Below are 19,631 nucleotides of genomic sequence, written 5' to 3'. Positions count from 1 at the left end.
ACGGAGGGCGGTGCGCCCCGGTGGCGGGCCCGGCGGCGGCCGACGTGGACGGCGACGGGTGTCCCGACCCGGTGCTCGTCGACGCCGAGCGCATCACCGTCGGTGACACCACCTGGGTGGTCGGTCGCCCCGGCGACACGTTGGCCGTGGGCGACTGGGACTGTGACGGCACCGCCACCGCGGCGGTGCTGCGCCCCTCGACCGGCGAGGTGTTCGTCTTCGACCGGTGGATCGCGTCGGGTGACGAGCTCACCGTCGCCGCCGCCGCCATCGTCGACGGCGGGACCGCCGTCGTGGCCCGCGACGACGACGGCGACGGGTGCGCGGAGCTCGCCGTGACCCGGGCCGGCGGTCCGGCCGTCCCGGTCGGAGCACCCTGATGACCACCCGGCCCTTCGCCACCTCCGCCTCCCGGGGGCCCTCGCCGTCTCCTCCGGCGGCGAACGACCCACCCCTGCGCCGGGCCGTGGCCGCGGTGGCGTGGATCGCCACCCTCGTCGCCATCATCGTGCTGCTCGGCTGGCTGGGCGATGGCCGGCTGTCGACACCACCGCTGCTCGACCGCTCCCAGCTCCAGCGGTGGCTGGACGGTCGCGATGCAGTGACCGTCGCCTTCGCCATGGTGCGGCTCATCGGCCTGGTGCTGGCCTGGTACCTGCTCGTCGTGACCGTCGTGGGCCTGGTCGCCCGCGTCAGCCGCATACCCGCTCTCGTGCGCGTGGCCGACCTGGCCACCATCCCTGCGGTCCGCAAGGTGCTCGGCGCCATCGCCGGGGTGGGGCTGACCGCCTCGGCCGCCAGCCTCATGGCCGCCAGCATCCTCCCTGACCAGGCCCCGGCCCACGCCGAGACCGTCGACGGGGGCGGCGGGCGGGTCGTCCTCGAGCGCCTACCCGACGGCTCCGACGTGATCCTCCGCCGTCTGCCCGACGGTGAGGACGGCACCGCCACCATGCGGGTCGAGGAGGCGGCGCCGTCGGAGCAGGAGGCGCCGCCGTCCGGGCAGGAGGCGCCGACCGCCCAGGAGTGGACGACCCAGCCCGGCGACCACTTCTGGCACATCGCCGAGGCGACGCTCACCGACGCCTGGGGCCGGGCGCCCACCGACGCCGAGGTCACCCCGTTCTGGACCGATGTGGTCGAGGCCAACCGAGAGGCGCTGGACGACCCGGCCAACCCCGACCTCATCTTCCCCGGCCAGGTCTTCCGGGTCCCCGTCCCCCCGCCGGCCCCCGCCCCGCCGCCCGTCAGCCCGTAGCGGCATCGCTCCCGTCGGTCGGGCGCGCCAGGGCCGCGGCCGATACCGCGTCGGGTCGGGTCCGACGTCGGCCGACCGGCACCTCGGCCAGGGCGGCACCGATGGCGGCGACGGCACCGTCCACGGAGTCGGGGATCACCGCGTCGACGATGCCGAGGTCGAGCAGGGCCGAGCTGGTGAGGCCCAGCTGGTCGGCGACCTCCGGGGCCTGGGACGCGTCACGCTCGAGGATGGCCGCGGCCCCCTCGGGCCCGATGACCGAGAAGACGGCGTGCTCCGAGATGAGCAGGGTGTCGCTCCACGCCAGGGCGAGGGCGCCGCCGCTGCCACCCTCGCCGACGCAGACACCGACCGTCGGACCGGCGATCGCGTCCATCGCCGCGAAGGTGGCGGCGATCTCAGCCGCGATGCCGCCGTTCTCGCTGGCGGGACCGGGCTCCGCCCCCGGGGTGTCGACCAGCGTGACCAGGGGGAGACCCAGGCGGTCGGCCAGGGCGATCGCCCGCTGGGCCTGGCGGAAGCCGGCGGGTGAGGGTCGGCCGGTGCCGGCGTGGCGGTCGGAGGCCACCACCACGACCCTCGTCGAGGCGATCCGAGCGAGCCCGCTCCGCACGGTGGGGTCCGGGGCGCTCAGGTCGCACCAGGTGGCGCAGAGGTGCGCCGCCACGTCGAGGCCCGACGGCCGGTCGGGGCGACGGGCGGCCCGCACCTCGGCCCAGGCCCCCGAGGCCGGGCCGTCGTCGCTCGGCACCGCATGGGGCGCGACCGGGAGGGCCCGGATCGCCAGGGGCCGGTCGCGCTCGCCCAGCGCGACCTCGACCCAGGCGTCGAGCGCGTCGGCCGGGACCACGGCGTCGATCAGGCCGGCGGCATGAGCCGTCTCGGCCGTGTGGGACCGGCCGACGACGGACTCCCCGGTCGTCTCGGTCACGATGCGGGGGCCGGCGAAGCCGATGACGGCGCCGGCCTCGGCCACCCGCACGGCGCACGACGAGGCGTAGGACGCCAGGACCCCGCCGGTGGTCGGTGATCGCATGACGGCCACCGAGAGGAGGCCGGCGTCGCGATGACGGCGTACCGCAGCGGCCACCCGACCGAGTTGGACGAGGGAGACCATGCCTTCCTGCACGCGCGCCCCGCCGCTGCGCGTGACGCACACGACGGGGAGCTTCAGCGCGCAGGCCCGGTCGAAGGCCCGCACCACCTTCTCACCGTGGACGACGCCCATCGACCCGCCGAGGACCTCGAAGTAGCCCTCGACCCGCACGTGGGTGGGCGTGCGCCCGGTGCGCACCGACTCGATCTCCAGCGTGGTCAGCCGTTCGGCGTAGCCGGGCGCGCCGAGAGGGTCGCCGCTGCGCAGATCGCGGTCCCACTCCTCCACCCAGGTCTCCGCCGTCACGAGCCCCCCTGACCCGTGACCTTTGAGCGGTTGTGCGCCGCATCCGCACTCAACCGCTCAAAGTCCCCGGTCGCGTCGGTCACGTGGGTGCGGGCTCACGGGGCGGCGGGACGAGGCGCACGGCGACCTCGTTGGCCAACAGGCGGCCGGCGCGCGTCAGCACGGTGCGCTCGCCGTGGTCCTCGACCAGTCCGTCCAGGACCACCCGGTCGGCCGGGAGGAGGGCAGCGGCGGGGACGCCGGCGAGGGTGCGCAGCGAGAGCTGCAGCGCTTCGAGCGTTCGCCGGTCGCCCTCGAGGTGCTCGGATCCGGCCACCGGATCGCGACCGTCGGTGATGGCGCCGAGGTAGCGCTCGGGGGTGCGTCCGTGCCAGTAGCGCACGCCCTCGCGGTGCCCGTGGGCGGCGCACCCGAGGGCGACGTACTCGCCCATCGACCAGTACAGGAGGTTGTGGCGGCAGCGCCGACCGGGCCGGGCCCAGTTCGAGATCTCGTACCAGGCGTAACCGGCCGCCTCGAGCCGGTCGGACACCTCGGCGTACTTGTCGGCCTGGTCGTCGTCATCAGGGTGGCGCGCCCGGTCGTCGTAGAGCGCGGTGCCAGGTTCGACGGTGAGGGCGTACGCGCTCACGTGGTCGGGGTCCAGCCCGACGGCTCGCTCCACGGTCGTGCACCAGTCGGCGCCGCTCTCACCGGCCGCGCCGTAGATCAGGTCGACGTTCACCTCGAGGCCGGCCCGGCGCGCCGCGGCCACCGCCGACGCCACCGCCTCGGGCGGGTGGGTGCGACCGAGAGCCCGGAGCACGTGGGGAAGGAAGGACTGCACCCCGATCGACACCCGGCTCACCCCACCGGCGGCATAGGTCTCGGCCAGCGCATCGTTCAGGTCCTCGGGGTTGCACTCGACGGTGACCTCGGCCCCGTCGGCGATCGGGAGCTCGGCGAGCACCGCCAGCAGCTCGGCGGCGGCAACGCGCGACGGCGTGCCCCCGCCCACGAACACCGACGTCACGGGGGCCAGCCCCGGCGCGAGGAGAGCGGCGTGGCGCCGGCACGCTTCGAGGTAGCGACCCGCCAACTCGTCGCGGTCGGTCCAGGTGGCGAAGGCGCAGTAGTCGCAGCGGTGCCGGCAGAACGGCACGTGCAGGTAGGCGCCGAAACCGGCGGCGCCATCGGCGAGGAGGTCGATCACGTCAGCCACGACCGCTGATCATCGCCCACGGTGGGCCGACGGCGCCCGTCGGACGCGCGACCCGGGCGGGCGCGGTGTCAGCGGGCGAGGGCGAGGCCCAGCTCGTCGAGGCGCTTGACCGCCCCCTCCTCGGTGGTGTCGAGGATGCACGCGATGGCCCGGAGGTCGTCGCGGCGGATGGTGAGCACCCGGCCGTTGAAGTCCTGGCGCTGGACCTGGATCATCGTGAGGTACCGGGTGAGCATCTCGGCCGCGACCCCCGAGAGGCCGTCGAGCCGGGTGAGGTCGAGGACGACCTTGCGGCGGTCCGGCAACGAGACCGTGAGGTCGAGCACCTCGTCCTCGGCGTTGCGGTCGCGGGGCAGCAGCTGGTCGACGGGCACGTTGTAGAAGCGGGCCAGGCGCTGGAGCCGGGGCACGGAGATGGCCCGCTCGCCCCGCTCGTAGGCTCCGAGCACCGACGCCTTGAACTCCTGGGCCGAGGCCTCCTCGGCGTCTTGGAGCGACAGGCCCTTCTGGCGACGGATCGACCGGAGGCGTTCGCCCACCTTGCGCCCGTAGAGCGTGGCCGCTTCCTCGTCGATCTCACTGTCGATGATGCTCAACGGTTGTCTCCTGCTCGGTGTGTCGCTCGCACGGCGCGTCGACGACGGACCGGGGGCACTGCCAGCCTACGGTCGGATCGCCCCGCGCCCGATGACCACACTACGTCGTACGCTCCCGCCGATCAACCACCCTCCGTGCTGAGGATCAGGAGCACGGGTACGGAGCGAGCAGGCCGGAGCGCAGAGCGACGAGGAGGGTCCCGGCGGCGACGGCCGCGGTCTCCGCCCGCAGGACGGTGGGACCCAGGCCCACGGTGGCGGGCGCCGCGACCAGCTCGCTCGCGGACCACCCGCCCTCGGGGCCGATCAGCAGCATCGGTCGCTCCAGGCTCGGGGCGATGCCGCCCGGTGCAGCGACCGCGGCCGCCGCCCCTCCGGCCTCCAGGGCGTCGGCCACGAGCACCCCGGTGCGAAGCTCGGGGAGCCGGGTGCGACGGCTCTGCATGGCCGCCTGGCGCGCCACCTTCTCGAGGCGGGCGACGTGGCCGGCGGCGCGATCGCCCTCCCAGCGGACCACCGACCGGGCCGCCACCAGCAGCCAGATGCGATCGATCCCCAGCTCGGTGAGCTTCTGCACGGCCCACTCCGGGCGCGCGCCCTTCACCGGGGTGAGGGCGACGGTGATCTCGGGGCGGACCGCCTCGTCGAGGTTGACGGCACCGGTGGGCTCGAGGTCGTCGCCGAAGCAGACGGGACGCCACCGCCCGAGGCCGTCGGAGACGGTCAGCGGGTCACCGGGCCGCAGGCGCAGGGCCCGGCCGAGGTGATGGTGGTCGTCCTCGCCCAGCACGGGCCGGTCGACATCCGCGACGAAGGCGTGCGGAGCGGTCCCCCGGGTCGGCACGGGGGGCATCGGCCGGCTACTTGAACGCGGAGCGGATCTTGGACATCAGGCCGGTGTCGGGGGGCGCGACGTCCTCCCCTCGACGAGCCGCCAGGTCGCGGTAGATCGCCTCCTCCTCCTCGTCGAGCTCCTCGGGGATGTCGACCACGACGCGCACCACGAGGTCGCCGCGGCCGCGGCCCCGCACGCGGGGCACGCCCCGGCTACGGAGGTTGAAGACGTGGTCGGGCTGGGTGCCGCGGGGCATCACGAGCTCCTCGACGCCGTCGAGCGTCTCGAAGTCGAGGGTGAGGCCGAGGGTGGCTTGGCTGGGGCTCAGGTGCAGGTCGTGCACCAGGTCGCTGCCCTCGCGGGTGAACCGGGGGTGCGACGCGACCCGGAGGTGCACGTAGAGGTCGCCGGGGGGTCCCCCGCGGGGGCCTGCGGGGCCGTAGCCGGGGAGGCGCAGGGTGGAGCCGTGATCGACACCGGGCGGGATGTCGACGGTGTAGGAGCGCTCGACGGGGCGGCGGCCATCGCCGCCGCACTCCGAGCACGGGGAGCTGATGACCTCGCCCAGGCCGCCGCAGTTGGGGCACGGCCGAGCGGTCACCATCTGACCCAGCATCGACTGGCGGACCTGGCGCACCTGACCGACCCCTCCGCAGGTGGTGCAGGAGGACGGGTGGGTGCCGGGGGCTGAGCCGGTGGCCTCGCAGGTGTCGCACGGCGAGGGGACCAGGGCGGTCACCGGGGTCTTGGTGCCGAAGACGGCCTGCTCGAAGCTCAGGTCGACCGTGACCTCGATGTCGCCGCCGCGGGGCGGGCCGGGGCGGCGGCCACCGCCGGCGAAGCCACCCCCGCCGCCACCGCCGCCACCGCCGAAGAAAGCGTCGAAGATGTCACCCAGCCCGCCGCCGCTGAAGCCCTGGCCCGGGTCGGGGCGGTGCGAGTCGGTGCCGAAGGTGTCGTAGCGCTGGCGGCGCTCGGGGTCCGACAGCACCTCATAGGCCCGGGAGATCTCCTTGAACCGCACCGCGGCCCGAGGATCATCGGGGTTGGCGTCGGGGTGGTGCTCGCGCGCCATGCGCCGATAGGCCTTCTTGATCTCATCCGCGGTCGCGGTGCGGGAGACGCCGAGGGCGGCGTACAGGTCATCGGCCATGGAGGAGGTCGCTCTCTCGCGTCACGGGGATCGGTCAGCCTTCGGTCAGCCGACGGCCGAGCCGCGTGCTGACGACGGCCACGGCCGCCAGGGCCTGGGCGTAATCCATCCGGGTGGGACCCAGCACGCCGACGGTGCCGACGGGCTCGCCCTCGACCTCATAGGGGGCCACCACGAGGGCGCACTCGGCGAGCGGGGCCATGCCGGTCTCGGACCCGATGGCGACCTGGAGACCGCGGTCGAGCACGTCGCGCAGCAGGGTGACCACGACGAGCTGCTGCTCGAGGAGGCCGAGGACCTGGCGGACCGTCTCGACCGCCTCGAAGGCGCCGGCCACGCGGTCGGTGCCGCCGATGTAGACGTGGTCGCCGTCGGGGGCGACGCTGGCGCGCACCGCGGCGATGACGGCGGGCACCGGCGACCCGGCAGACGGGTCGACCGAGGGGGCGGTCACGGTGGCCAGGTCGTCGAGGTGGCGCCCGAGCAGCTGCTCGCTGAGGTGGGCGCCCGCTCCCATCAGGTCGACCTCGGCGGCCAGAGCGGCGTCGCCGTCGAGCGGGACGGTGGTCTTCTCGACCGCGCCGTTGGAGAGGACGATCACCAGCAACGCCACCCGGGGGCTGAGGCCGACGAGCTGCACGGAGCGCACGACGGCCGTCTCCTGGGGGGGACCGGTGATGACCGCGGCGGTGCCGGTGAGGCCCGAGAGCAGGCGGGAGGTGTCGGCGAGCATGCGCTCGAGCTCGCCGTGGGTGTGGTCGAAGAACGACCGCACCTGCTGGGCCGAAGCCCGGTCGAGGCTGGCGCGCCCGGCGAGGTTGTCGACGTAGTAGCGGTACCCGGCCTGGGTGGGGATGCGACCGGCGCTGGTGTGGGGCTGGGCCAGGTAGCCGTCGGACTCCAGCGTGGCCATGTCGTTGCGTACCGTGGCCGACGACACCGCCACCCCGGGCGCGGACGCCACGTGGCCCGATCCGACCGGGACGGCGGTGTGGATGTACTCCTCCACCACGGTCCGCAGGATGGACGCCTTGCGGTCATCGAGCATGGGCAGGGCCGTTCGGGTCGGGGGGCGCCGGGACGGCGGAGGACCGGCTGGCACTCAAGCCTACCGAGTGCTCACCGGGCGACGCCGGTCCCCGTACCTCGGCGGGCACCGCCCGACGGTCACCGCTCGGCGGACGTCAGCCCTTGCCGGTCGCGGCCCTCCAGCGACGGAGGGCCTCGTCGCGCTCGGTGGCGTGGTCGACTAGGGACGCCGGGTAGTCGGTCCCGCCCGCGCCGAACAGGCCGTCGGCGGCGGCGGCCGACGGCTCGTGCACGGCTGCCCCTTCCACCGAGGCCAGCTCCGACACCCAGCGGCGGATGTAGGTGCCGTCGGGGTCGAAGCGCCGCGACTGGGCCGCCGGGTTGAAGACCCGGAAGTAGGGGGCGGCGTCGGTGCCGGTGCCCGCTACCCACTGCCAGCCGTGCTGATTGGAGGCCAGGTCGCCGTCGACGAGGTGCTCCATGAAGTGGCGGGCGCCCCGGGTCCAGTCGATGTGGAGGTCCTTCACCAGGAACGAGGCCACGATCATCCGCACCCGGTTGTGCATCCAGCCCACCCCCAGCAGCTGGCGCATGCCGGCGTCGACGATCGGGAAGCCGGTGCGGCCCTCGCGCCAGGCGTCGAAGCGCTCGTCGGCGCCCCGACCGGTGTCGAGCTCGATGCCGGCCAGGGCCCGGGTTGAGGCTGTGGCGGGCCGAGTTGGGTTCGTGCAGCAGAACATCGGCGTAGAAGTCGCGCCAGGCCAGCTCGGTGGCGTGTACCTCGGCACCCTTGCCGCGCCCGTGGCGGGCCAGCACCTGGCGGGGGTGGATGCAGCCCCACTTGAGGTACGGCGACAGCCGGGAGGTGCCGTTCAGCCCGGGACGGTCACGATCATCGGCGTAGCGGTCGACGGTGCCGTCGAGGAAGGCGTCGAGGCGACGACGTGCCGCGTCCTCCCCCGGGATGGGAAGGTCCGCGGTGACGACGGGGGCCTCGGGTCGGCCGTCGCTGCGGACGTCATCGACCCAGCGGACGTTGCGGGGCGCGTCGAGCGGTGCGTCCCAGCCCCGTTGGCGCCACTGGCGGGAGTAGGGGGTGAACACCTTGAACGGCGTGCCGCCACCGGTGAAGAGCGTTCCCGGCGGCACCGCGTAGGGCGTGCTGACGGGGCGGAGCGGAATGCCGTCGCCGGCGAGCGCGGCGGCGACGGCCTCGTCGCGCGTCGTGCCGTAGGGCCCGGCGTCGTCGGTGCAGTACACGGCGTCGGCCCCGGCCTGGCGGGCCACGGCGCGCACGGCGCGCTCAGGGGAGTCCTTGCGCACGACGAGGGCGCCGCCGACCTTGCCGTCGAGCTCGGCCAACGCCCCGGCCAGGAACCACCGCCGGTTGGCGCCGGCGGGGTTGCGCAGGTGGGCGTCGTCGACGAACAGCGGCACGACCCGGTCGTGGTGCGCCACCGCCTCGACCAGCGCCGGGTTGTCCGAGAGCCGCAGGTCCCGCCGGAACCACATCACCGCCACGGAGGTCACGACGGCTCAACCTACGCGCGAGGGGATCGGCGCGACCCGGACGGCCCCACCGCGCGAGGTCGGTCGCCGCCCTCATCGTCATCCGGAGCATCGAGCGGAGCCCCAGGTGTGGCCCGATCTGGTCGGTCATCCGCCACATCGCGCCACACCGTCCCGAGCCAGCATGCGACGGTGTATGGTGCGGTGTATGCATCGGACGAACATCTACCTGACCGATGAGCAGGAGCGGGCCCTCGACCAACGGGCGCGCCAGGCCGGCACCACGCGGAGCGCCGTGGTGCGCGACATCATCGACCGCGACCTGGAGGCGCCAAGGGCGATCGACCCCGAGGTCGCCGCCGGGTTCGCCGAGCTCGCCGACCTCTACGACGAGATCACCGAAGGGATGTTCGACGACGATCCCGACGTGCGCATCGAACGGTGATCATCGTCGACGACCGGATGGCTCGAGAGGTGCTCTCCGGTCGCCGCCACCCGACGCTCGGCGACCAGCCCGTCGCCACCACCTGGGGCTTCCACTACCGGCTGTTGAGGGCGCTCAGCGACAACCGGGTCGATGGGCGCCTGAGCCGGAGTGTCGCCAAGGGACTGCGGGCCACCGCCGTCGACCCGCCCACGACGGTGCTGGAGGTCCTCGACCCGCGCCTGACCACCCATGCCGCGGCCCGGCTCTCGATCGACCACCGCCTGAACCTGCTCTCGGCCGGGCTCGTCGCCGCCGCCCAGCACCATGGTGCGCCGGTCGTCCTGTCGGCCGGCAACGTCGGGCGGACGTGGCCCGACCTGTTCGCCTCCCTGTCGATCCCGCTCTCCATCGTCTGACGCCGGCGTCCCGCACGCACGACCAGATCAGTCGTCGAGGCGGAGGGCGGAGACGAACGCCTCCTGGGGGACCTCGACGCGACCGATCGACTTCATCTTCTTCTTGCCCTCCTTCTGCTTGTCGAGCAGCTTGCGCTTGCGGGTGATGTCCCCGCCGTAGCACTTGGCCAGCACGTCTTTGCGCTTGGCCTTCACCGTCTGGCGGGAGATGAACTTCCCGCCGATGGCGGCCTGGATGGGCACGTCGAAGAGCTGGCGGGGGATGAGCTCCTTGAGCTTCTCGCACATGCGACGCCCGTAGTCCTGAGCCTTGTCGCGGTGCACGATCTGGCTGAAGGCGTCGACCGGCGCGGCGTTGAGCAGGATGTCCACCCGCACCAGGTCCGACGGGGCGTAGTCGGCGGCCTCGTAGTCGAGGCTGGCGTAGCCCTGGGTGCGGCTCTTCATCTGGTCGAAGAAGTCGGTGACGACCTCGCCGAGGGGAAGCTTGTAGCGCAGCTCGACGCGCTCGGGGGTCAGGTACTCGAGCTTCACCATCTCGCCCCGACGGTTCTGGCAGAGGTCCATCAGGGTGCCGGTGTAGTCCGCCGGGGTGAGCAGGGTGACCGCCAGCCACGGCTCCTCGATGCGGTCGAGCTCGGAGGGGTTCGGCATCTCCGAAGGGTTGTCGACCTCGATGACCTCTCCCGCGGTGGAGTACACGATGTAGGCCACCGACGGGGCGGTGGCGATGAGGCTCAGGTCGAACTCGCGCTCGAGGCGCTCACGCACGATCTCCATGTGCAACAGGCCGAGGAACCCGCACCGGAAGCCGAAGCCCAGGGCGCCGGAGCTCTCGGGCTCATAGGTGAAGCTGGAGTCGTTGAGCCGCAGCCGTTCGAGCGCCTCGCGCAGGTCGGGGAACTGGTCGCCGTCGATCGGGAACAGCCCGCAGAAGACCATCGGCTTCGGGTCGCGGTAGCCCTCGAGGGCCTCGGTCGCAGGCTTCACGGTGTCGGTGACGGTCTCGCCCGAGCGGGCCGAGCCCACGTCCTTGATGCCGGCGATCAGGTATCCGGTCTCGCCCGGCCCGAGCGTGTCGACCGGGGTGTTGTCAGGGCTGCGGACCCCGATCTCGTCGGCTCCGTGGGTGGCGTGAGCCTGCATGAAGCGGAGCTTGGCGCCCGAGCGCAGGGTGCCGTCGACCACCCGGACCGAGCTGACCACGCCACGGTACTGGTCGAAGTGGCTGTCGAAGATCAGGGCCCGCAGCGGGTCGTCCGCATCGCCGACCGGGGGCGGGATCCGCTCGACCACCGCGTCGAGCAGGGCGTCGACGCCGTCGCCGGACTTGGCGCTGATGCGGAGGATCTCCTCGGCCGGCAGGCCGAGCACGTCCTCGATCTCCTGGGCGCAGCGGTCGGGATCCGCGGCCGGCAGGTCGATCTTGTTCATGCAGGCGATGATCTCGAGGTCGTTCTCGAGCGCCAGGTAGCAGTTGGCCAGGGTCTGGGCCTCGATGCCCTGGGCGGCGTCGACGAGCAGGACGACACCTTCGCAGGCGGCCAGCGAGCGGCTCACCTCGTAGCCGAAGTCGACGTGCCCGGGCGTGTCGATGAGGTTGATCACGTTGTCGCGCCACGGGATGCGCACCGATTGGAGCTTGATGGTGATGCCGCGCTCGCGCTCGATGTCCATCGAGTCGAGGTACTGGGCCCGCATGTCGCGGGCGCTGACGACGCCGCTCTTCTCGAGGACCCGGTCCGACAACGTGGTCTTGCCGTGGTCGATGTGGGCGATGATCGAGATGTTGCGGATGCGGTCGAGGTCCATGGGGCCTTGGCGTCGGAGGAACCGCCGAGCCTACCGACCGTCCGTCGGCGAACCCTGACCCGTCGTCCGCCGATGTCTCCACCCGTTCTGACCCACACCCGGACTGGTCGGGGATCTGGGTGCGGGGACCCCCGGATCGCCTACCAGTTCGAACCCCACCGGCCGACACCCGGTCGGCCGACACCAGTCGGGCGCATGTGACGGGGCGATGCCGTGGCCGGTATGGTTTCGGAGCCGTATTCGAGATCGACCTCCGTGGTGAGGAACCCTGTGGCCAACATCAAGAGCCAGATCAAGCGCAACCGCCAGAACGAGACCCGCCGCGTGCGCAACAAGGCCCTCCGTTCCGACCTGCGCACCCGCACCAAGGTGGCGGAGTCGGCCGCCGCCGAGGGTGCGGAGGGCGCCGCCGAGGCCCTCCGGGTCGCCCTCAAGCGCATCGACAAGGCCGCCGCCAAGGGCGTGATCCACAAGAACCAGGCCGCTCGCCGCAAGTCTCGCTTGGTCAAGCGCCTCGCCGCCTCCGAGGGCTGAGCACCCGCCCCGTCGAGCTACCGCCCGCATCCTCGGGCCTACCGTGCGCGGCGCCGACTCCGGGCCAGCCGGGCCACCAGCACCTCCATCACCAGCTCGTTCGACCACGCCTGCGCGCCCCGCAGGGCGAGGTCGCTCTCGGCCAGCAGGGTGATGGCCCGCCTGACCCCGGGTGACCCGAGGGCCCGGGCGCCGTTGAGCGCCTTCTTGGCCGGAAACGTCGAGCCTCGCAGACCGAGCACCTCGGCCGCCTCCTTCTCGCTGCGGGCCCCGGCGCCATCGAGGCGCAGCATCCGGGCGTAGTGGGAGTGGAGCGTCGCCATGATCTGCAACGGGTGGCGGTCGCCGCCGCGCATCATGCGTTGCAGCAGCGCAAGGGCGAGGGCGGCGTCGCCCTTGTCGATGGCGTCGGTGAGATCCCACGGGGGCACGCCGCCGGCCTCGCCCAGCCACGGGCGCACCTCCTCCACGCCGAGCCGGGCACCGGGGCCGTGGACCCCGACGAGACGCTCGGCCAGCTCGATCACCGCGCCGCCGTTCTCGCCCACTCGCTCGGCCACCAGCGCGGCCGCGGCCCGATCGAGGCGGATCTCGTGGCGAGCCATCTGGTCGATGACCCACGGCTCGCGGTTGCGGCCCGGCGGGTCGACCTCGCGCACCTCGCCCCCCGCGGCCTTGACCGCCTTGGTCAGCGTGGGAGGGACGTTGCCCATGCGGGTGTTGGGCTCAGGGCTGCGCTCCCAGACCAACACCAGGTCGGTGGTCGGAAGCGGATCGCCAAGGTGGTCGAGCAGGGGCCGCAGCGCGTCTGCGTTGGGGAAGCGGGCCAGGTGGCGGGCGACGACGACCCGATGATCGGTGAGGAACGGCATGGTGTTGGCCGCGTCGACGACGGCGGCCAGCTCGTAGTCGGGACCGGTGTGCTCGTCGACGAGCAGCCCCCGGTCGCCGTCGCCCACGAGGGCGTCGACGACGGCGACGGCGGCCTCCTCGCGGAGCACGTCGTCGCTGCCTTTGATCAGGGTGACCGATCCCATCAGCCGCCGTCCCGGGATGTCGGGTCGGGCCCCGCCGGGCGACCGGCGCGGGCGGCGACGATGGCGTCGATCACCTCGGCGGACCGGCGGGCGGCGCGGGGGTGGCGGGTGCGGACCGTCGTCGCCCCCGCGATGCGGGCCCGGGCCACCAGCGCCGCGGTCATGGCCCGATCCGCAGTGCCGGTGTCGACGACGGTGACGTCCCGGTCGCCGGTGCCGGCAACGTCCTCAGTGCCAGCAACGTCCTCGGCGCGAGTGAGGGATCCGCCGTCGTCGTCGTCTTCGATGATGAGGATCACCAGAGGACCGGCCGGCGGTGGCGGCGGCGATCGGGGGGCGAGGACCACGGTCGGCGACCCTACCGCCCGCCACCGGGGACGGCGCCGGGCACGGCCCGCACCTCGACCCCGTCGGGGGCGTCGGCGCCCCGGGCCCCCACGGCCGCGGTGGGCCGCACCTCGAGCCCACCGAGGCGCAGACCTCCCGCGGGCGGGTCGCGCCCGAGCCACCAGACGGTCGCGACCCGAGCCCGATGCCGGGCCGCCCACTCCTCATCGGCCGCGGTCATGCCCGGTCCGACCACGAGGAGGTCGACCCGGGTGACCCCCGCGCGCCGCAGGCCCTCGAGCGTGGCGTGCGCCCCGGTGCTCGGGGCGACCACCACCACCGTGGCGCCGCCCGAGCGCCACACCCCGACGCCCGGTGTCGGTTCGACCCACACCGGTGGACGGGCCAGTGCGAGCCCGGGCGCGACGAGCGTCCCCACGGCCACGACGGCGGCGAGGACGCGCCAGGGGCGGACGGCGGCTCCCCCGCGAGCGGCCGCGACGACCGTCACCACGGCCGCGCCCAGGAGGACGACGTGCGGCCACCGCAGCTCGCCGAGGGGCACCGACGCTCCGGTGCGGGCCACGCCCTCCAGCCACCCGAGGGCGATCGCGGTCGGGCGGTGCAGCCACCCGTCGAGCGGTGCCCCCAACAGCCCCGCCGCCAGGCCGGCGGGCAGGCCCCAGGTCATCACCATGGCCGCCGCCGGGGCGGCGAGCAGGTTGGCCGGCAGCGACGCCACCGGGACCCCGCCGAAGAACCCGACGAGCAGCGGGGCCACGCCCAGCTGGGCCGCCGCGCTCACCGCCACTGGCAGCACCACCACCGGAGGACCGGGGAGCACCGCGATCAGCCGGGGGCCGATGACCACGATGCCGGTCGTAGCCGCCACCGAGAGCTGGAAGCCCGTCGAGCGCACCAGGAGCGGGTCGACCAGCACCAGCCCGGTGACCGCCAGCGCCAGGAGGTGGACCCCCGTCGTCGGTCGGCCCCGAGCCGCAGCCACCGCGGCAAGCCCGGCCATGGCCACGGCGCGCAGCACCGACGGCTCGAAGCGGGTGGCGGTGGCGAAGAGCCCGAGGAGCACGATCACCGCCACCACCCGCACCCCCACACCGGCGCGGCGCAACGCCGGCGCGGCCACGGCTAGGACAAAGGCCACGTTCTGGCCGGACACGGCGAGCAGGTGGGAGAGGCCCGAGCCCCGGAAGTCGTCGGTCATCTCCGGCGTCTGGTCGCGGTCGTCGCCCAGCACCAGGCCGACGAAGAGCGAGCGCCGGTCGTCGCCCATGGTCTCGGCCCCGTCGGAGAGGAGCCGTCGGAGGTGGTTGGCCACCCGCCACGGTGGCGCCGCGTCGCTCCCGGGGGTGGCGGTCCGTGCGTCGAGCTGGGCGGTGACGTGGCGCACCCGCAGCCACTCGGCATCGGCGGGCAGCGGCGCCAGGCGCCCGGTCACCTCCAGGTGCTCGCCGGCCAACCGCGGACGGACCGCCTCGGCCGCAGGACCCTCGGCGGTCAGCTGCACCAGGCGTCCCTCGATGCGGGCCACGGCCTCGACCTGGCCCCAGCGGGCCTGCGGGTCCTCGACGAGGGTGACCTCTCCCTGCACCGGCCCGGGAGGGGGCGGGTCGAGGCCGGCCACGGCCCGGTCGGCCAGGGCCGAGGCGGCCAGGGCGGCGGCGACGCCGAGCAGCACCGGCCGGCGCACCACGAGCGCGATCGCCACGATGGCGGCGGGCACCAGCAACGACAACGGTCGGGCGACCAGGGCGCCGCCGACGGTGGCACCGGCCAGGGCCACCGCGCTCAGCGCGCCGAGCGACCGGACCGACTCGGGGGGCGGAGGCAGGTCAGGCGGCGGTCCGCCGGGTGGCGGCGGGACGATGTCCGGCGACCGCTCGGACAGCTCATGAGGCCGGGGGCTCAAGCGCTCGCGTGATCTCACGTGGTCACCAGGGGGCTGATGTCGGCGAGCTTGGCCTCGCCGATGCCGCGCACCTCGAGCAGCTCGTCGACCGACGAGAAGCCGCCGTTCTCGGTGCGGTAGCCGATGATGGCCGCCGCCGTCGCCGGTCCCACGCCGGGCAGCACGTCGAGCTCGGCCTCGGTGGCGGTGTTGATGTCGATCAGCCCGCCCTCGGGACTGGAACCGTCCGGGCCGGCGCCCTCCGGGCCGGACCCGTCGCCGGGTGCGGGCCCGGCGGGGGTGTCGGGCCCGGCAACCTCGGGAGGGTCCTCCTCGCCCACCCGGGGCACGTACACCCGGGCCCCGTCGGCCAACGGAGCGGCCAGGTTGAGGCGCGCCGCGTCGGCGTCGGGCGCCAGGCCCCCGGCCGAGCGCACCAGGTCGTCGACCCGAGCGGTGGGGTCGAGCCGGTAGACTCCCGGGCGGGCCACGGCGCCTGCGGCGTGGGCCACGATCTCGGTCGGGAGCGACGAGGTCGTCGCCGCCGACGGATCGGTCGCGTCCGGCGCCCCGCCCTCGGCGGGGGCCGCGGCCTCACCCTCGGACGGGGCCGTCGATGACGCGGTGGGGATGGTCTCCTCGAACGGGGTCGGCGACGGACGCAGCAGCCACGCGCCGACGGCGACGGCGACCAGTGCAGTGGCCGCCCAGGCCAGGACCCGGACGTCGAGGCCGAGACGGTGCCGGAGGTCGCCCAGACGGGCACCGAGACCACCGGCCGCAGACGGCTCGCTCCCATGGAGGGGGTCGCGAGATGGCCACCCCCGGTCGTCGTGGTCGGCGGGTCGCGGCTCAGAGCCCGGCGACGGAACAGGTGGGCCAGGGTCGGGCACGCAGCGCCTCCCAGCTCGGGCCGCCGGGCGCGCCGGCGACATCGGGTGCACGGGGGAAGCGCAGTCGGGAGGGGCCTTGGCCTCGGTCCGACGGGCTCAGTGTAGGACGGTTCGCCGGGTCTCGGTAGGGCGACGTCGCCGGGGCCGCCGGACACCGAGCGGCGGCAGGTCCGGCCGCCGGGACCGCCACTCGGCCTCGACCTCGAAGCCGATGCGCCGGTACGCGGCCCGGTGCGGCCACCCCTTCAGCCGCAGGCGGGCGTAGTCCGCGAGGTAGACGATGAGGAAGCCGGCGATGCCGCGCTCGCGGTACTGGCGGACGTGCTCGGCCTCGTGGGCGAGAAGGGCGTCGCGCCCGGCCGATCGCCGCCGTACCGAGACGACGGGCCCGACGGTGATGGCCGCCGCACCCGGCGGCACGGGCCCTCCGACCCAGAGCCAGTAGCCGTTCGCCCGCTCGATGCCCACCGCTGCCTCCGCGGTCGTCGCTCGGTCGCTTCGTCGTCGCCGCTCGGCTGCTCAGAACATCCGGCTGGTGAGCGCCTTGCGGTAGCGGGCGGTGCGAGGGTCGTCGGGGCCGAGCACCTCGAGCAGGTCGAGCAGCTCCTGACGGGCATCCGCGTCGGAGGGGGCCGTCTCGAGCAGGGCGTCGAGGCGGGCGTCGACGTCGTCGGACGGTGCCCCGGTGCGGGCCAGTGCGGCCACCCGCCGGGTCTCGTTGGTCTCGGGCACCCGAGCGAGCAGCTCGAGGGCTTCTTCACCGCGATCATCGGCGACCATGAGCTCGGCCAGCCTGACGGTGACCTCCTCGTTGGCGGGGTCGAGCTCGAGGGCGAGGCGGAGCGACGGGATGTCGCCGGTGGCGAGGAGAGCGGCGACCTCGCCTTCCTCGGCGGAGGGCAGCAGCCCCGCGACGAAGGCGGCGACGGCGTCGCGTCCCTGGGCGCCGACGAAGCTGTCCAGGACCTGTCCGTTGCGGAGCCCGTAGACGGCGGGGATGCCCTGGACCCGGAAGGCTTGGGAGATCTGCGGGTTCTCGTCGACGTTGACCTTGGCCAGCACGACCTGGCCGTCGTGCTCGGCGACGACGTCTTCGATGATGGGCCCGAGCGTGCGGCACGGTCCGCACCACGGGGCCCAGAGGTCGACCACGACCGGGACGGTCTTGGAGAGCTCGATGACCTCGTCTTCGAACGTGGCGTCGGTGACATCGACCATCGGGGCCTCCTGCATCGGTGGGTCGGCCGCCCAACCTACCGGCGCCCCGCTACTCTCCGGCTCAGTGGCCGACCACGGTGGACCCTCCGAGGGCGTGACAGCCTCCGCCGGGACCGCCGCGCTCGTCGCCGCCATCGACGAGGGTGACCAGGCCGGAGCCCGGGCTCAGCTCGCCGGCGATCCCGCCCTCGCCCACACCCGCGCCCGTGGCGCGTCGGTCCTCCGCCTGGCGGCCTACGCCGAGATGCGTGCCCTGGTGGCCGACCTGCTCGACTCCGGAGTCGCCCTCGACGTGTTCGACACCGCCGCCCTCGGGCGGGCCGACCAGCTCGCCGAGCTGCTCGACGAGGATCCCGGTCGCCGCGACGTGGTGTCCGACGACGGGTTCACGCCGCTGCACCTGGCCGCCTTCTTCGGCCAGGTGAAGGCGACCGAGATGCTGTTGAACCGAGGCGCCGACTGCGAGGCACGGTCGGCCAACGCCATGGCCCTGCAGCCGCTGAACTCGGCCGCCGCCGGGTGCCACGAGGTGGTTGTGCACCTGCTGCTCGACCACGGCGCCGACGCCGATGCGCCCATGGCCGGGGGCTACCGACCCCTGCACGCCGCCGCGCACAAGTGCGGTCCGTCGATGGTGCGGCTCCTGCTCGACCGGGGCGCAGATCCCAACGGCCGCGCCGACGACGGCCTGACCCCGGCCGAGGTCGCCGGCGACGAGGAGACCCGGGCCGTCTTCGCCGCGCTCTGAACGCGCGCCGCCCGCGCGACGTTCAGCCGCTGACGAGGGCGGCCAGGCGGGGTCGGGACCGGTCGATCTCGTCGCCCAGCAGGCGCTCGAGCACCGGCCCGAACCAGGCACCGCCGTAGTGGAGAACCATCACCAGGCGGGCACCGTCAGGGCCGGCGACGACCTCGCCGCGCAGGACCCACGGGGCGTGGTCACGACCGTCTCGCTCGCGACGCTCGAAGGCGACGTGGTGGGGGTCGTCGTGCACGGTGCGCACCATGCGCAGCCGCTTGGCTCGGGCGAGGGGTCCGAGGTGGCCCCGGAGGTCGATCGACCAGGCCGGTCCCTCGTCGTCGGGATGGGCCTCGACGGGCTGGGCGCGGGTCACGAGCCCGAGCCACTCGGGGTAGCGGGCCAGGTCGTCGACCCAGGCGTAGAGGGCTGCGGGCTCGGCCGTGGTGTCCATCTCGGCGGTCACGTCCACGGAGCCAGCATGCCCGACCGCCCTCGCTTCAGCCCGGTCCGGGCTCAGGCCGATGCTCACGCGGCGAGGGCGGCCAGCAGGCGAGCCCGGGCCGCACCCCAGTCCGGACGGGCCAGCAGCTCCGGGCGGCGCGGCCGGGCGAAGGATACGGCCTCGGTGGCCACCACCCGTCCGGGGCGGGCCGAGAGCACCACCACCCGATCGGCGAGGGTGAGCGCCTCGTCGACGTCGTGGGTCACCAGCACCGCGCTGCGGCGGTCGTCGTCGGCCTCCCACACCCCCTCGAGCCAGCCGTAGAGGTCGCGTCGGGTCAGGGCGTCGAGGGCCCCGAAGGGCTCGTCGAGCAGCAGCGGCGCCCGACCCACGAGGAACGTGCGGGCGATGGCGACGCGCTGGCGCATGCCGCCCGAGAGCTGAGCCGGCCAGGCCCGCTCAAAGCCGCTCAGCCCGAAGCGCACCAGCAGCTCGGCGGCCTGTGCCCGAGCCGCCGCTGCCGGCACCCCGGCCAGCTCGGCGCCCAGGGCGGCGTTGGGCACCACCCGTCGCCAGGGCAACAAGGCGTCGCGCTGGGGCTGGTAGGCGGCCAGCCCCAGCCGCCCCCGGACATCGGTGCCGTCGATCGTCGCCGTCCCTGCGGTGGGCTCGACCAACCCGGCGAGGATCTTCAGCAAGGTGCTCTTGCCGCACCCCGACGGGCCCAGCACGGCGACGAACTCACCCGGGGCGACGGTGAGATCGACGCCGGCGAGCACGTCGACGGACCCGAAGGCGTGGCGGAGGCCGCGGACCTCGACCCGGCCGACGCCTGAGGGCGACGGCGAGAGCGCGGACGCGTCGGAGGTCGACTTCATCGCCGGCCCGGCATCG

At 74.2% G+C, this 19,631-nt stretch carries 21 protein-coding genes and 2 pseudogenes; 6 read left to right on the top strand and 17 right to left on the bottom strand.

Annotated features, from left to right (window positions below; all coding sequences use genetic code 11):
* Window positions 1-380 (top strand): annotated as a pseudogene (locus VNL12_RS19895) (hypothetical protein); the annotation flags it as partial.
* A complete protein-coding gene (locus VNL12_RS19890; RefSeq protein WP_325596983.1) occupies window positions 380-1,258 on the top strand; it encodes a hypothetical protein in 879 nt (292 codons plus the stop codon). The pseudogene VNL12_RS19895 and the gene VNL12_RS19890, both read left to right, overlap by 1 nt.
* Here VNL12_RS19890 and VNL12_RS19885 read toward each other — a convergent pair.
* The 8 genes and pseudogenes from VNL12_RS19885 to VNL12_RS21090 form a co-directional block, all read right to left on the bottom strand.
* The gene (locus VNL12_RS19885) at window positions 1,248-2,660 is read right to left on the bottom strand and encodes a carboxyl transferase domain-containing protein (RefSeq protein WP_325596981.1); all 1,413 of its coding nucleotides are present in this window, start codon (window positions 2,658-2,660) and stop codon (window positions 1,248-1,250) included. The two genes, VNL12_RS19890 and VNL12_RS19885, sit on opposite strands and share 11 nt — an antisense overlap.
* 79 nt (window positions 2,661-2,739) lie before the next feature.
* Window positions 2,740-3,861 carry a radical SAM family heme chaperone HemW gene (gene hemW, locus VNL12_RS19880; RefSeq protein ID WP_325596979.1) on the bottom strand — a complete coding sequence of 374 codons (1,122 nt, stop codon included), beginning with the start codon at window positions 3,859-3,861 and terminating at the stop codon, window positions 2,740-2,742.
* Window positions 3,862-3,929: 68 nt separating this feature from the next.
* Window positions 3,930-4,457, bottom strand: a complete 528-nt coding sequence (locus tag VNL12_RS19875; protein WP_325596977.1) for a transcriptional regulator — start codon at window positions 4,455-4,457, stop codon at window positions 3,930-3,932.
* Between the two features lie 145 nt (window positions 4,458-4,602).
* Entirely contained in the window at window positions 4,603-5,310 is a 708-nt protein-coding gene (locus VNL12_RS19870; protein WP_325596975.1) for an RsmE family RNA methyltransferase, read from the bottom strand.
* A 7-nt stretch (window positions 5,311-5,317) separates the two neighbouring features.
* The gene (locus tag VNL12_RS19865; protein ID WP_325596973.1) at window positions 5,318-6,445 is read right to left on the bottom strand and encodes a J domain-containing protein; all 1,128 of its coding nucleotides are present in this window, start codon (window positions 6,443-6,445) and stop codon (window positions 5,318-5,320) included.
* Between the two features lie 34 nt (window positions 6,446-6,479).
* Window positions 6,480-7,493 carry a heat-inducible transcriptional repressor HrcA gene (gene hrcA, locus VNL12_RS19860; protein WP_325596971.1) on the bottom strand — a complete coding sequence of 338 codons (1,014 nt, stop codon included), beginning with the start codon at window positions 7,491-7,493 and terminating at the stop codon, window positions 6,480-6,482.
* 136 nt (window positions 7,494-7,629) lie between these two features.
* The gene (locus tag VNL12_RS19855) at window positions 7,630-8,214 is read right to left on the bottom strand and encodes an FAD-binding domain-containing protein (protein ID WP_325596969.1); all 585 of its coding nucleotides are present in this window, start codon (window positions 8,212-8,214) and stop codon (window positions 7,630-7,632) included.
* Between the two features lie 361 nt (window positions 8,215-8,575).
* Window positions 8,576-8,986 (bottom strand): annotated as a pseudogene (locus VNL12_RS21090) (deoxyribodipyrimidine photo-lyase); the annotation flags it as partial.
* 205 nt (window positions 8,987-9,191) lie between these two features.
* Between VNL12_RS21090 and VNL12_RS19850 the strand changes: the two are divergent.
* Both VNL12_RS19850 and VNL12_RS19845 read left to right on the top strand, forming a co-directional pair.
* Window positions 9,192-9,428: a CopG family transcriptional regulator gene (locus VNL12_RS19850; RefSeq protein ID WP_325596967.1), complete on the top strand. Its 237-nt coding sequence runs from the start codon at window positions 9,192-9,194 to the stop codon at window positions 9,426-9,428.
* Window positions 9,425-9,826, top strand: coding sequence for a hypothetical protein (locus tag VNL12_RS19845; RefSeq protein WP_325596965.1), 402 nt, complete (start codon window positions 9,425-9,427; stop codon window positions 9,824-9,826). Before VNL12_RS19850 ends, VNL12_RS19845 begins: the two co-directional genes overlap by 4 nt.
* A 27-nt stretch (window positions 9,827-9,853) precedes the next feature.
* Here the strand turns inward: VNL12_RS19845 and lepA are convergent, their stop codons facing one another.
* Window positions 9,854-11,638, bottom strand: a complete 1,785-nt coding sequence (gene lepA, locus VNL12_RS19840) for a translation elongation factor 4 (protein ID WP_325596963.1) — start codon at window positions 11,636-11,638, stop codon at window positions 9,854-9,856.
* Between the two features lie 270 nt (window positions 11,639-11,908).
* Between lepA and rpsT the strand changes: the two genes are divergently transcribed.
* Entirely contained in the window at window positions 11,909-12,172 is a 264-nt protein-coding gene (gene rpsT / locus VNL12_RS19835; protein WP_349257891.1) for a 30S ribosomal protein S20, read from the top strand.
* A 38-nt stretch (window positions 12,173-12,210) separates the two neighbouring features.
* Here the strand turns inward: rpsT and holA are convergent, their stop codons facing one another.
* The 6 genes from holA to VNL12_RS19805 form a co-directional block, all read right to left on the bottom strand.
* The gene (holA, locus tag VNL12_RS19830; protein ID WP_325596959.1) at window positions 12,211-13,209 is read right to left on the bottom strand and encodes a DNA polymerase III subunit delta; all 999 of its coding nucleotides are present in this window, start codon (window positions 13,207-13,209) and stop codon (window positions 12,211-12,213) included.
* Window positions 13,209-13,556 carry a hypothetical protein gene (locus VNL12_RS19825; RefSeq protein ID WP_325596957.1) on the bottom strand — a complete coding sequence of 116 codons (348 nt, stop codon included), beginning with the start codon at window positions 13,554-13,556 and terminating at the stop codon, window positions 13,209-13,211. The genes holA and VNL12_RS19825 overlap by 1 nt, the downstream gene beginning before the upstream one ends.
* A gap of 11 nt (window positions 13,557-13,567) precedes the next feature.
* On the bottom strand, window positions 13,568-15,463 hold the full coding sequence (locus VNL12_RS19820) for a ComEC/Rec2 family competence protein (protein WP_325596956.1): 1,896 nt from the start codon (window positions 15,461-15,463) through the stop codon (window positions 13,568-13,570).
* Between the two features lie 14 nt (window positions 15,464-15,477).
* Window positions 15,478-16,335: a ComEA family DNA-binding protein gene (locus VNL12_RS19815; RefSeq protein WP_325596954.1), complete on the bottom strand. Its 858-nt coding sequence runs from the start codon at window positions 16,333-16,335 to the stop codon at window positions 15,478-15,480.
* A gap of 96 nt (window positions 16,336-16,431) precedes the next feature.
* Complete coding sequence (locus tag VNL12_RS19810) at window positions 16,432-16,803, bottom strand: eCIS core domain-containing protein (protein WP_325596953.1); 372 nt, start codon at window positions 16,801-16,803, stop codon at window positions 16,432-16,434.
* Between the two features lie 51 nt (window positions 16,804-16,854).
* Window positions 16,855-17,553, bottom strand: coding sequence for a tetratricopeptide repeat protein (locus VNL12_RS19805; protein ID WP_325596952.1), 699 nt, complete (start codon window positions 17,551-17,553; stop codon window positions 16,855-16,857).
* 94 nt (window positions 17,554-17,647) lie between these two features.
* Here VNL12_RS19805 and VNL12_RS19800 point away from each other — a divergent pair, with 94 nt between their 5' ends.
* Entirely contained in the window at window positions 17,648-18,301 is a 654-nt protein-coding gene (locus tag VNL12_RS19800) for an ankyrin repeat domain-containing protein (RefSeq protein WP_325596950.1), read from the top strand.
* A gap of 22 nt (window positions 18,302-18,323) precedes the next feature.
* On the opposite strand, the gene VNL12_RS19795 is transcribed toward VNL12_RS19800, so the two are convergent.
* Window positions 18,324-18,764 carry an SRPBCC family protein gene (locus VNL12_RS19795; protein ID WP_325596948.1) on the bottom strand — a complete coding sequence of 147 codons (441 nt, stop codon included), beginning with the start codon at window positions 18,762-18,764 and terminating at the stop codon, window positions 18,324-18,326.
* 56 nt (window positions 18,765-18,820) lie between these two features.
* Window positions 18,821-19,615: an ABC transporter ATP-binding protein gene (locus VNL12_RS19790; protein ID WP_325596947.1), complete on the bottom strand. Its 795-nt coding sequence runs from the start codon at window positions 19,613-19,615 to the stop codon at window positions 18,821-18,823.
* Between the last annotated feature and the right edge of the window lie 16 nt (window positions 19,616-19,631).

The sequence above is a fragment of the Iamia sp. genome (assembly GCF_035575815.1).
Classification (GTDB): Bacteria; Actinomycetota; Acidimicrobiia; order Acidimicrobiales; family Iamiaceae; genus Iamia.
Note: the sequence above shows the minus strand (reverse complement) of the source record. Positions and strands in the feature narration are given on the sequence as shown.